Annotated in this window: 10 protein-coding genes; 7 read left to right on the top strand and 3 right to left on the bottom strand. The window is 46.5% G+C overall.

Going from position 1 to position 12,035, the window contains the following annotated elements:
• The first annotated feature begins 13 nt into the window (after window positions 1-13).
• The 5 genes from PSE7367_RS11900 (at window position 14) to PSE7367_RS11880 (ending at window position 5,215) form a co-directional block, all read left to right on the top strand.
• Window positions 14-1,099 (top strand): metallophosphoesterase family protein, encoded by a 1,086-nt coding sequence (locus PSE7367_RS11900; RefSeq protein WP_015165594.1) that lies wholly within the window; start codon window positions 14-16, stop codon window positions 1,097-1,099.
• A 48-nt stretch (window positions 1,100-1,147) separates the two neighbouring features.
• Complete coding sequence (locus PSE7367_RS11895; RefSeq protein WP_015165593.1) at window positions 1,148-2,323, top strand: AAA family ATPase; 1,176 nt, start codon at window positions 1,148-1,150, stop codon at window positions 2,321-2,323.
• Window positions 2,320-3,042 (top strand): hypothetical protein, encoded by a 723-nt coding sequence (locus tag PSE7367_RS11890; protein ID WP_015165592.1) that lies wholly within the window; start codon window positions 2,320-2,322, stop codon window positions 3,040-3,042. Before PSE7367_RS11895 ends, PSE7367_RS11890 begins: the two co-directional genes overlap by 4 nt.
• Before the next feature lie 349 nt (window positions 3,043-3,391).
• A complete protein-coding gene (locus PSE7367_RS11885) occupies window positions 3,392-3,928 on the top strand; it encodes a peroxiredoxin (RefSeq protein WP_015165591.1) in 537 nt (178 codons plus the stop codon).
• Window positions 3,929-4,204: 276 nt separating this feature from the next.
• Window positions 4,205-5,215 (top strand): NAD(P)/FAD-dependent oxidoreductase, encoded by a 1,011-nt coding sequence (locus PSE7367_RS11880; RefSeq protein ID WP_015165590.1) that lies wholly within the window; start codon window positions 4,205-4,207, stop codon window positions 5,213-5,215.
• Window positions 5,216-5,309: 94 nt separating this feature from the next.
• Here PSE7367_RS11880 and rlmN read toward each other — a convergent pair whose 3' ends face one another.
• Window positions 5,310-6,374 carry a dual-specificity RNA methyltransferase RlmN gene (rlmN, locus tag PSE7367_RS11875; protein ID WP_015165589.1) on the bottom strand — a complete coding sequence of 355 codons (1,065 nt, stop codon included), beginning with the start codon at window positions 6,372-6,374 and terminating at the stop codon, window positions 5,310-5,312.
• A 192-nt stretch (window positions 6,375-6,566) separates the two neighbouring features.
• Between rlmN and PSE7367_RS11870 the strand changes: the two genes are divergently transcribed.
• Together PSE7367_RS11870 and PSE7367_RS11865 are read left to right on the top strand one after the other, a co-directional pair.
• Entirely contained in the window at window positions 6,567-7,160 is a 594-nt protein-coding gene (locus tag PSE7367_RS11870) for a hypothetical protein (RefSeq protein ID WP_015165588.1), read from the top strand.
• Between the two features lie 49 nt (window positions 7,161-7,209).
• Window positions 7,210-7,842, top strand: coding sequence for a hypothetical protein (locus PSE7367_RS11865; protein ID WP_015165587.1), 633 nt, complete (start codon window positions 7,210-7,212; stop codon window positions 7,840-7,842).
• A 9-nt stretch (window positions 7,843-7,851) separates the two neighbouring features.
• Here PSE7367_RS11865 and PSE7367_RS11860 read toward each other — a convergent pair whose 3' ends face one another.
• Together PSE7367_RS11860 and PSE7367_RS11855 are read right to left on the bottom strand one after the other, a co-directional pair.
• Window positions 7,852-8,277, bottom strand: coding sequence for a hypothetical protein (locus PSE7367_RS11860; RefSeq protein ID WP_015165586.1), 426 nt, complete (start codon window positions 8,275-8,277; stop codon window positions 7,852-7,854).
• A 71-nt stretch (window positions 8,278-8,348) separates the two neighbouring features.
• Window positions 8,349-11,972: a hybrid sensor histidine kinase/response regulator gene (locus tag PSE7367_RS11855; protein WP_015165585.1), complete on the bottom strand. Its 3,624-nt coding sequence runs from the start codon at window positions 11,970-11,972 to the stop codon at window positions 8,349-8,351.
• Between the last annotated feature and the right edge of the window lie 63 nt (window positions 11,973-12,035).

Raw genomic sequence — 12,035 nt, 5'->3', positions numbered from 1 at the left:
TGCTCTAGCCATCATGCCGCAGTCCCTAGAATTTAAATTTGCGATCGCCTCCGATCTACATATAGCTCTGCCCCATACAATTTGGGATCACCCAAGCAGGTTTCACCTGGTGGAATTGAGTATAGATGCCTTTGAAGTGGTGCTAAATCACCTGGCTGGGCTAGATTTGGATTTCTTGTTGCTGCCTGGCGATCTGACCCAGCATGGCGAGCCCGAAAATCATGATTGGGTGGTGCAAAGGATCAAACAATTGCCCTATCCGGTCTATGTGATCCCCGGCAACCATGACGTACCCACGATCGGCAGCCTCGATCATTTTGCGCCCCGATATGCCGCATTTGGCTATGCCGATCCCCAGCAGATTTATTACCACCGCGAAGTTATGCCAGGGGTGCGCTTGCTTGGCCTCAATTCTAATATTTTTGACGCTGAGGGCAAACAACTTGGCCGGATCGATGAAGGGCAATTAGACTGGCTAGAGGAATTACTCAAGGATCTGCGGGTTGCGAATCCCGATGAATTGATCATCGTGACGATCCACCACAACGTACTAGAGCATATGCCAGGACAGGCCAGTAACCCACTGGGGCGGCGCTATATTCTCAGTAATGCCGATCGCCTCTGTGAAATCCTGAACTATCATGGCGTGAAGCTTATATTTACTGGGCATCTGCATGTGCAAGACATTGCCTATTGCGATCGCTATGATCTCTATGAAATTACCACTGGCTCGTTGGTGAGCTATCCGCACCCCTATCGAATCTTGCATTACAAGCAAGATCTCGATGGCGCTAAGTTGGAGGTGCGATCGCATCGGGTGATCTCAGTGCCCCAGTTTCCTGATTTGCAACATTTCTCGCGGGAATGGATGGGCGATCGATCGGGGCCGTTTATGATGCGATTGCTAACCCATCCGCCGTTGTGTTTGCAACCAGACCTGGCAGAAGAGTTAAAACCAAGTTTGCGTTATTTCTGGGCGAAGATCGCGGCGGGGGATGCGGAGTATAGTTTTCCTGAGTTTCCCGATCGGGCGCGGCAGTTTTTTGAGGCGTTTGGCGATCGGCCGCCGGCTGATAATGATGCTACGTTGAAGCTATAGAATTGATTTAATCGGGATCAACATAATTATTAAGCCTGGTGGCTAAATATGAGAATTAAAAAGTTTAGATATAGCAATCATAAGGAGAATTGGCACATCGAACCGATCGAGTTTGATGATTTGAATTTGTTGGTTGGTGTTTCTGGAGCTGGCAAGACCACCATAATACAGGCACTTAAACTATTGTCTCGTGTTGCGAAGGGACGAAGTGTTCCTTTAGATGAAATAGATTGGTGCATTGACTTCTCACACGATGGAAACAATTACCAATGGGAACTAAAGAGTGCCGCTATAAAGGATAAATTGTCAGCAGCTAAAAAATCTGAACTTACCAATATTACGTTTGAAAGGGTAGTAAAAATAGACTTAGATAAGCAGGTAGAGATACTAATTAGGAGCCAAGAGAAATCAAAGCTAGGTGATTCAATACTTCCCAAATTAAAACGTTCAGAAAGTGTGATTGCCCTACTTGCTGAAGAAAAAACAATTGCTCCCATAAGCCAGGGTTTTGATAGATTTGTTTTTAATGAGATCATTCAGGAAAGGATTCTCAGCATACCTGAGCCTTCCAATAATAATGATTCACAAGTTTCTGACGATAGTTCAACTGTATCAGGTGATAATCATGATGATGTAGATTTTGAGGTAAAGGAAAAGGAGGTTCTAGCATTTCTAGCCGAAGCTCCACCTGTTCTCAAAGCGTACACAATACAAGAAGCATTCCCAGATAAATTTAATGAATTGAAATTCAATTATCAGAATGTATTTGACACGGTTGAAGATATAAGGGTCAAAAAACAAAGGTTGCAAGATAAGCTTGTTCTAACATTTGAGATCAAGGAAGAAGAGAACTGGGTTCCGCAAAGACGAATTTCTTCAGGCATGTATAGAACACTCATTTATATGGTTGAAGCCATTTTTGCGCCCGAAAAATCGGTTATTTGTATTGATGATTTCGAAAATAGTCTTGGGATCAATTGTATGTCTGATATTACTGATTTCGTTCTTGATCAGTCTTTAGAAGAAATGCAGTTTATTATTACTAGCCACCATCCATACATAATCAATAATATTCCCTGGGAAAATTGGCAAATAGTTTCTAGAGACGGCAATAAAATCAAGGTCAGAAAAGCGACTTCAATAACAGAGCTTCATACCGCTTCGAGCCTGGATAAATTCACTCTCTTGATTGATTTCCTAGAATTTGAGGATAGCGTTGCATGAATTTCCTTTTCCTTGTAGAGGGTGAGGCGACTGAGATCCAAGTATATAGATCATGGTTAAAGCATACTTTCCCGAACATTGATTTCGTAATTCGCCCTGAGGATATGACAAATGGGAACTCTTGCCGAATTGTCTCTGGGAGAGGGTTCCCAAATCTGGTTAAAAAACCAGGCATGACTTCCGGTTATACAAGACTAAAAGCTTGCTTAAAAGATATAAAGGATTACCAGAATGTAGATTACTTTTTTATTTGCTTGGATTCTGAAGATGAGTCTTACCAGAAGCGTCTTAGTATCGTTAAGTCACATTTATACCCGCTGATAAATGAAATTGGTCTAGGAGGATTTTGCAATATCTTTATCATTGTTCAGTATTGCTGCTTTGAAACCTGGTTGCTTGGTAATACAGATATTGCATCTGGCCTGCCAACAGGAAAATCCCATAATTTTAAGAACTTTATGTCATTTTTCGACATCATGAATAGAGACCCTGAAGCAATGCCGGACGGGTCATCTAAACGTAAGAAAGCAAAATATCACATGAATTATTTGACCTCTTATTTGAAAGAGTGTGAATTAAAATACAAAAAAAAGAAGCCTGGAGAAGTCTGCAGCAAAGCTTATTTAGATGCCTTAAGAAAACGCTGTAATGAGACAGGACATTTGCCAAGCTTAAAAATACTATTCGATACCTGGGACTTCATCAAAGGAAACCACTAATGCTGCATAAATATCAATAAATCTACTTATAGGTAGAGGTCGTTCAATTGACAACACGGAGTCGTTATGAGTATGATTTAAATTGTTAAAACAAACCTAAGCAATCTTAATTTAAGTCTTTTATGCCCTCCTTGGATAGCGATCGATTTAAGGTTTGCAATGTCGATCCCATAGGAGCAAATAGATGAGCTTGGCGATCGCCCCCATGACTTGATTAATCTCCGATTCTGGCGATCGCTTAAAGAAGAATATGAGTTCTGATCACTCATCAACAAAATTTGCACTGTAAAGGTAAAATTCCCGAACCAGTAAAATCAACAACTAACTAACAATAAAGGAGCTAGGAAACATGGCAGCAGTTCTAGATAAGGTACCTGACGTAGTATTCAAGACCCGTGTTCGTGATGAATCCGTAGAAGGCCCCAATCCCTTCCGTTGGCAAGATCGCACCACCGCCGAACTATTCTCTGGCAAGCGCGTTGTAGTGTTCTCTTTGCCTGGTGCCTTCACGCCAACTTGCTCTTCCACTCACCTTCCCCGCTATGAAGAGCTGTATGACGAATTCAAGGCTTTGGGAATTGATCAAATCATCTGTGTGTCAGTTAATGATGCATTTGTGATGTTCCAGTGGGGTCTAAAGCAGGGTGTAAAGAATGTATTCTTGCTTCCCGATGGGAATGGCGAATTCACCCGCAAAATGGGTATGTTGGTTAAGAAAGATAATCTTGGCTTCGGTATGCGTTCTTGGCGCTATTCGATGGTAGTCAATGATGGCACGATCGAGAAGTTGTTTGCAGAGCCTGGCTATGAAGATGATTGCCCTACCGATCCATTTGAGGTTTCTGATGCCGACACCATGCTGGCTTACCTAAAGTCTGCCAAGTAAGTAGATGTAGTTCCAAGGCGATCGCTACCTTTATAATTAAGCATCTAGCGTTCCCTTGAACAAAATTCTTAAGTACCTATGGGAGACTAATCTATACCTATCTCTCATGGGTGCTTTAAATTTGAAATCAATTTTTCTTAATACAATATATCAATAATCAAGTTGACTTGAGCCGGCTAGTAAGGATTGATGCTGTTCGTTTAATCGTTTATTGAAACCGTCTCATTTAAAACATTTGTAAGCTCTCTCACATTGAAATTCTTGGGGGTGGATATTATGAAACTATCCAGCAAAAATATTAACGATCGCGCTGACTATGTTTACGATGCGATCGTGGTTGGTGGCGGTGCAGGTGGCCTGTCGGCGGCAATTTATTTAGCTCGCTATGGCTTAAAAACGCTGATTGTTGAAAAAGGGAAAGGTCGTTCCTTCTGGATGCAGGAATTGCGTAACTATGTTGGTGTTCAAGCCACCACTCCTGGTCGGGATATTCAAAAAACTGGCATGGATCAGGCACTTGAATGGGGTGCTGACTACCTGCGTGGTTATGTGGAAGAAGTGATCGATGAAGGTGATACGTTTGCGGTGAAGGTCAAAGTCGGTAAAAACGACAGTATTCATCCTGTGTTGCACAGTAAATATGTGATCGCAGCCAGTGGCATTATCGATAATTTGCCTCAGCTTGATGATATGCAAAACGTATTTGATTACGCTGGTTATACTTTGCACGTCTGTATGATCTGTGATGGCTATGACATGTGGGATCAAAAGGCAGTGTTGATCGCTGGTAATGAAGGCAAGATGGAAGCTGCCTTTGTGTTGAACTGGTTCACACCTTATATTTCGGTGCTAACCAATGGGGAGTTTGAAGTTAGTGATCAGATGCGGCACAAGTTAGCTGAACATGGCTACCCGCTCTATGAAGCCAAGATTAAGCGCTTCCTGGGCGAAGATCACGAGCTCTCCGGTGTGGAACTGGAAGATGGCACAGTTGTTGAAGCTACTACCGGCCTGGTGAATATGGGTTCTCAGTACCATAATGACTACCTCAAGGGGATCGCAGATCTTGAATGGGATGGCGAGAACTTGGTTACCGACGAATGGCGACAAACCACCCACCCGCGTATATTTGCCGTGGGCGATCTCAAGAAAGGGTTAAATCAAGTGTCGGTCGCGGTTGCCGATGGCACAATGGCCGCTACTAAGATCTGGCGCACGATCCGCCGGGCTGCCCCACCCCGCAAATGGGAAGAGAAGGTGGCGGAATTAACTGCGCCGATCGCCTAAGTTATTGTCTCAGTAATGCTTTAACCTGATTAACCTACATCTTTAAGTTAGCGGGAGTGAATCTCTGCGCTAGCTTTTTTTGATTTTTTTTGATTTAGGTGCGATCGCTGGCTTTCGCTAACTTTTCGTGGGTGCCGCGCAACTGCCCACAAGCTGCATCAGCCTCGATCCCCCTGGTATGGCGCACACTAGCCGCCACATTCATACTGATGAGCATATCTAAGAAAGTTTGCACTGCTTCGGGGCGGGGACGCTTGAAATCAGCATCAGCGATCGGATTATAGGGAATCAAATTGACGTGGCTTTGGAAACCGCGAATTAGTTTGGCTAATTGCTGTGCCTGTTGGGGCGAATCATTCACGCCAGCCAGCAAGGTATATTCAAAGCTGATCCTGCGGCCTGTAATTTCCACATAATCGCGGCAATCGGCTAATAAATCCTCGATCGGATAGGTTTGGGCGGAAGGGATTAACTCATGGCGAAGTTCCTGGGTGGGAGCATGAAGGCTTACCGCCAGGGTAGCTTGCAGGTGATGTTGGGCAAGTTGGGGAATCCGATCGCGCACACCCACGGTGGAAACGGTTATATTTCGCTGACCGATGCCAATGTCCTGATTGAGCAATTTGATCGCACCTACCAGATTCTCCACATTTAGCAATGGCTCGCCCATGCCCATAAATACCAGATGGCTAACCCGTCGTTCCATTTGCTCTTGCACTGTCAATACTTGATCGACAATCTCATGGATTTCCAGATTACGATCGTAGCCGCCCTTGCCCGTGGCGCAGAAATGACAACCCATCGGGCAACCAACCTGCGACGATACACACACAGTCAGACGCTTGCTGGTGGGAATGCCCACAGTTTCCACGATCGCGCCATCGCTTAGCTCTAGCAGCAGTTTAAGCGTCTTATCCTTAGTCTGTACCTGGTGATGAATTTGCGATCGCCCCACCACGGTTTCTGCCATTTCCTGTCGCCAGGTTTTGGGGAAAACGGTAATTTCTTGCAGGTTATGAATCCCTTTGTGATACAGCCAGTTATGGAGTTGTTTACCGCGATATTTGGGCTGCCCCTGAGCCATGATCCAGTCGGTTAGCTCGGTTTGCGATCGCCCTAGTAATGGCTTGGCTGGTTTTGCGGCGGTAGTATTAGTCATAGTGGCTGATTTTATGGGCGGCAACGGGTGAAGGTGAATCTATATGGTAGCAAGTGGCTTAGCCGATCGCCACGTACCAGTTGGCTAACTGTCACATTTTGCTAACTTTTTTAGCGGTTTTACCGATAGGTTCAAAGGTATCACAGGTAATTCCCCCAGTATTTAAGGGTTAATCGATCAGAGGACATAACCATGCGAATAAATCCTTTTATTAAGCGCTGGACGATCGCAAACGTGATTGGTAGCTGCTTGGCCTATTTGTTCGTAGCATTGACCTCTTCGCTAATTCCAGCACTTTTTGCTGACAAGTGGACTCAAATGTTTCTTCTGATGATTATCAGTCCATTTGTACTCATCATCGGTTCTTATATCTTGGGCAAAGCACAATGGTGGGGGCTTAAAGAACTTATTCCAAATATTAAGACATGGGGCTGTGCAACCAGTCTTGGTTACTCGGCTGGTGGAGCTATAGGTTTTGGAATCTTTTACTTCAACCAGGGTTCTGCTTTTGTGGCTTTAATTGCAATCATCCTTACTGGGGCTTTTATCGGTATGGTGCAAACATGTGTCTTGCCAAACAAATTCAAAAAATCGTTCTTGTGGATTCCTACACAATCACTACTATTGGCGTTAAGTTTTATTGAAATCTTTTATTTTATCCGGATCGCTAACTTTTACCATATCTACATAAACGGGATATTAACCTTTTTCATCTTGCTAATCTTTGTCACCGCAGTTTACGGCTTACTTAGTGGTTTAGTATTGCGATCGCTAGTGAGGACATAACCATGCGAATAGATACTTTTATTAAACGATGGACAATGAGGACATAACCATGCAAATAGACACTTCTTTTATTGAGCGCTGGACGATCGCCAATGTGATCGGGGTTTTGCTGGTTAACCTGTGGGTGATTCTGGCCTTTGCGATTAGTTTTGTGATGTTCAAAAACGCCAGCAGTCAAACCCTCCTGAATGCAACTATCGCTGTCGCTCCGCCAGTCATGTTCATTGGTGCATACATCCTGGGTAGGGCACAATGGCAAGCTCTGAAAAGAATTTTGCCAACGGTGAAAGGATGGAGTTGGTTAACCGCAGCAGGTTTTTGCTTAGGAGCGATCGTTGGTTTTGGGATTATTTTCTACAGGGCGATCGGTAGCTTCTATTTTGAATTTATCTTCTATTTTGAATTAACAATGCCATTCTTAATCCTGGGAGCGGGGGTGGGAATAGCCCAAAGCTTTGCCCTAAAAGGCAAAATCAAATCTGCACATCTATGGATTCCTACCCAGACGGTTTTATTTGGTGGCCGGCTTTTGATTGATGTATGGTTGTATAGTGCTAACCCAAATATTGTGGATATAAATATTTTGTTCTGGGTGATGCGCTTAGTTACTGCTACTGTGTATGGCGTGTTAAGTGGGTTGGTATTGCGATCGCTGATCAAAACTCCCCCAGCTAGCAGTTAGCGATCCAGCCTATTTCCGTTCCAGACCCGTAGTATAAGTATAAATCTTGCCATTCTTTTCATACCCCTTACCATTGGTTTGCCAGATCCCCGGCAAAGCATCTGCCGCCACCCATTCTGATTCCGCCACCGAAGCCAGTTGAGGCACTTTCGCGCTAGCGATCGCAAACAGCCCACCCTTCAGCGCCTCAGTGCGCACAATCACCACATTGGTCTTGGCGACAGTGGGACATTGCCTCTTACCCCAGATCGTTGGTACGGCCTGTTCCTGATAGAGCGTGACATTGCGATTGTTGCGTTTGATTACCGCTACGCCCTGCAACACTTCCCGCACCACCTTAACCGGTAGCGCCAAATAGAGTTTATCCGATCGCACCAGAATTAATTTTTCGGTGGCAACGGGTGGTTTAACAAACAGGCGGAATGGTTCAGGCATAACAAGATTGGCGTTTCTCCTACGTGGCTAACTTAACTTAATCACTAAATCTACCTAGAATCCACCTAAACTCACGAATTCAGCGGTGCGGGTTGGCGATCGCCCAATTGCTCAGATTGCTCAGCAGCTTCTTCAATTAGAGTAGCAACTTTTTCGAGCAGATCTGGCGTGGTGAACCCCTTGGTTAAATAATCCGTCGCCCCCAATCGTTGCGTTTCCTTTGACCATTCTTCCGCTAACCGCGAAGAAACCACCAGGATCGGCATTTGCAAACCCGATTGACGGCAGCGATCGATCAGCGTAAATCCATCCATTCCTGGCATCTCAATATCTGTAATCACAAGCGCAGGTGGGACATGGGCTTGTAACCATTGCCACGCCTCCAAACCATCACTACAGGTCACCACACTATAGCCCTGCCCAGACAAGCTACCCTCCAGGCGGCGACGCATCAAAGCAGCATCATCCACCACCAGAATCTGACGAGCACGCAGCCCTGACATATCTCCGGCAATCGCTGCAGTTTTGGTAACTTCAGTCTCAGGCTGGGTAACCACCAGATCACCACTGGCTTGACTCAGCAAGGCTTCAATGAGCGCAGGCGCATCGATCACTGGAATCAACCTACCGTCGGATTGCAAACTTACGCCGATCATACCGATCGGTGCAAACAGTGGATCTGGTAATGAGTTGACGAGCAAATCACTTTGCCCCAGCATATTATCTGCCACCAGCCAGATCCCTTCCAAACTATCAGGCCGCTTGGTGCGCACTGCGATCGCTGTGGGTATGGCACTACGTGGGTTGGGGATACCTTGCCAATATTGGCTCAGGTCTAGAGCCGGGACGGGTCCAGTCTCTTCCATTACCGTGATTGGATACAGCGGCGCTTGGGAAGGTGTAGTTTTTTGCCACAATAGGTCACCGAGCAACATGGTGGTGAACACTTCAGAAGTAGGAACTGCAAAGGTGCGATCGCCCGCCTGGAGCAACATACAGCGCACAAATAAATGTGGCACCGGAAGCTGCATCACAAAACTACTACCCACGTTTAATTGAGTACGCAAACTGAGTTGACCACCCATTTCCAGGATTTGACTTTGCACCACATCCATTCCTACGCCCCGCCCCGAAATATCACTAACAGCAGTGGTGGAGGTGAATCCTGGCTGACAGATCACAGCGAGAAGTTTATCCGGGCTACTGGTATCGGTGAGGGGAAGCTTCTTGGCGATCGCGGCTTTGGTAATTTGCTCTGGATCAATGCCACCCCCATCATCAGTAATCGTTAGCACAAACAGACTGCCGCGCCGCACCAGACTGAGTTCGATTCTGCCTGTGGCTGGTTTACCCAGACGACTGCGCTCCTCGGCGGCTTCAATGCCGTGGTCATAGGCGTTCCGAATTAGATGTAATAATACTGGTTCCAGATTACGCAAGGTGCCTGCGTCTAATTCCAACTTTGCACCAATTACTTCCAGGCGTGCCGGTTTGCCAACCCGAATGGTTAAATCCCGCAGGATGCCCCTGGCTCGCAAAGCAAGAGATTCAAACGGTACCAGGCGACTTTCTTCGATCGTTTGTTGTAAACCCCGCAAACTGCGATCGATCGATTCGATACTTTCGATCGTGCGGCGGGCGGCTTCGCCTGTTTCTGCGCCTAGTTCAGTTAGGCGTAAGCTAATTTCCAGCAAGCGATTAATTGCCGTATAGCCCTGGCGATAACGCTCCACCTGGGGGCTGCCAGCCGGATCATTATTGGTTTCTGTGAGCGCAAAATCATCCTGTACTTCCCGCAGTTGAGTAATATAACGCACCCCGTCTTGAGCCAGCGCCACTAGCGGCACCAGTTGGGCATATACCTGTTGATAAAAACCCTGGGTTGCCCTGGTAGCCATCAAGGTTTCGATTAAATATTGAGAAGAACGATCGAGCCGTTCCAGGGGTACTGGAATTTGGACTTCCGCAGCAGGTCTAGTTTCGGGCGTAGTGGCCGACTTCGCTGATTGGCGCAGTGGCTTGGGCGGCAATGGCAACTGGCCAGGGGCATTTGTGGTTGGCCGGGTAAGGGTGACCATTGGTTTAGCGGCTGGCACCTCAGGCTCTGGTAGTGCTGGGGTGACTGGCTTAGATTTTTGAGGTAGTTTACCGACATTGCGGGCGCATTCTTTTAATTGTTTGAGCCTGGTTGGCCATTCCTGTTGCCAGGTTTGATTATTTTGATTTGCGTCGGTGGCAAATGATTCAGCTTGATTGAGTAACGCTTGCCAATCGCTGGCAAACTGAAGATCATCGCCAATTTCACGGAGCTGGGCAATTGTTTGGGTGGCAGTCTCAATCGCCTTTTCTGGTACATCCCCTGCTGCTGGCAACTGCTCGACACCCATTTCTAGATCCAGCGTTACCAGATCAAAGCCATTATTCGCAAACTCGATCGCCAGTTGCTTTTGTGCATCGATTTCCGCCAGGTAGGTACTGCTGACCTGCTGATGCAATTGTTGAATCCGCGCCACCGTTGCATCGGGCGATCGCTCTGCTCCCATTTGCAGCGCACTGACCAGTAATTCCCCTAATTCCTGCAAAATCTCCTGGAGGTTGCCATCTGCCAGGGGTGGAGCTTGTTCGGCATAACGCAGATCAGAGAGCAGATCCTCAAATACCTTGGCAGTCTGCAAAATCGCATCAGCACCGACAGTTACGGCACCACCTTTGATTGTATGGATCGAGCGATATAGCTGTTGGATATCCTGCTGCCAGGTGGTTTCGCTGAGGCTATCAACGGTACGAAAGTAGGTATTGATGTCTTTTTGGGTATCCAGCCGGAATAGTTCTAGTAATTCCGCTGCGGCTGGATCGATCGCCGTATTAGTCTGGGCATTAGTCTGGGCAAATGCGATCGGCGTAACCGCTTCCTCGGTCTGAATCAAGTTTGGTGCGCTAATCGTTGCTTCTGAAACTTGGCTAATTACTTCTTTGCCACCGTTTTTGGCTGATTCCTTTAAATGCTGGAGGTATTCTGGCCAGGTTTGCCGCCAATGGTTGCAATCAGGGCGATCGAATATATGCTTGCTTTGAGCCAACAATGCTTGCCAGCCCTGGGCTAATTCCATCTCTGCGCCAATTTGGGTCAATTGGGTCATGGTTTGCTGCGCCACATCGATTACTTCAGCAGCTACTTCACCCTGTGCTGGCAATTGCTCTAGCGCCATGTCTAGATCTAATACCACCAGATCAAAGCCCTGCTCGGCAAACTCCTGATATAGCTGACTCTGCTCGCTCCAATCCGGCAAATAACGCTGCTGTACATTGGTGCGTAAATCATTGATCCGCTGCACCACGATCGCGGCACTACTGGCTTCTAGCTGTACACTAGCCACCAATAATTCGCCGCCCTCTTGCAAAACATTTTTAAGTTCACCATCTGCTAGGGGAGGAGCCTGATCGAGATAGCGCAGATCGGAAAGCAAATCCTCTAATGCGGTTGCCACTAGCAAAATTGCCTCGGCACCAACGGTAACTGCACCGCCTTTGACGGTGTGCACAGAGCGATAGATCTGCTGGATATCTTCCTTCCAGGTGCGATCGCTAAGCTGTGCCAGGGTATCGACATAGAGTTGCAAATACTTTTGCGTGTCTACCTCAAACAGGTGGCGCAGTTCTTGTTGGAGTTGGGCTTCGGCATCAGGGCTAGACATGATTCATGTATAAACAGGGGCAGTGGGCAGGCTGAGTAGAATTAGCAAATTAAGAATTAGTTG

Source organism: Pseudanabaena sp. PCC 7367, from assembly GCF_000317065.1.
Taxonomy (GTDB): Bacteria; Cyanobacteriota; Cyanobacteriia; order Pseudanabaenales; family Pseudanabaenaceae; genus Thalassoporum; species Thalassoporum mexicanum.
The sequence above is the reverse complement of the archived record's forward strand: the minus strand, read 5'-3'. Positions and strand labels throughout refer to the sequence as shown.

What these genes read in the sequence shown, in the direction of transcription:
- PSE7367_RS11870 (WP_015165588.1), top strand. Translation starts at nt 6,567, where the DNA reads ATGCGAATAAATCCTTTTATTAAGCGCTGGACGATCGCAAACGTGATT.
- PSE7367_RS11860 (WP_015165586.1), bottom strand. Translation starts at nt 8,277, where the DNA reads ATGCCTGAACCATTCCGCCTGTTTGTTAAACCACCCGTTGCCACCGAA.
- PSE7367_RS11885 (WP_015165591.1), top strand. Translation starts at nt 3,392, where the DNA reads ATGGCAGCAGTTCTAGATAAGGTACCTGACGTAGTATTCAAGACCCGT.
- PSE7367_RS11895 (WP_015165593.1), top strand. Translation starts at nt 1,148, where the DNA reads ATGAGAATTAAAAAGTTTAGATATAGCAATCATAAGGAGAATTGGCAC.
- PSE7367_RS11855 (WP_015165585.1), bottom strand. Translation starts at nt 11,972, where the DNA reads ATGTCTAGCCCTGATGCCGAAGCCCAACTCCAACAAGAACTGCGCCAC.
- PSE7367_RS11865 (WP_015165587.1), top strand. Translation starts at nt 7,210, where the DNA reads ATGCAAATAGACACTTCTTTTATTGAGCGCTGGACGATCGCCAATGTG.
- PSE7367_RS11880 (WP_015165590.1), top strand. Translation starts at nt 4,205, where the DNA reads ATGAAACTATCCAGCAAAAATATTAACGATCGCGCTGACTATGTTTAC.
- rlmN (WP_015165589.1), bottom strand. Translation starts at nt 6,374, where the DNA reads ATGACTAATACTACCGCCGCAAAACCAGCCAAGCCATTACTAGGGCGA.
- PSE7367_RS11900 (WP_015165594.1), top strand. Translation starts at nt 14, where the DNA reads ATGCCGCAGTCCCTAGAATTTAAATTTGCGATCGCCTCCGATCTACAT.
- PSE7367_RS11890 (WP_015165592.1), top strand. Translation starts at nt 2,320, where the DNA reads ATGAATTTCCTTTTCCTTGTAGAGGGTGAGGCGACTGAGATCCAAGTA.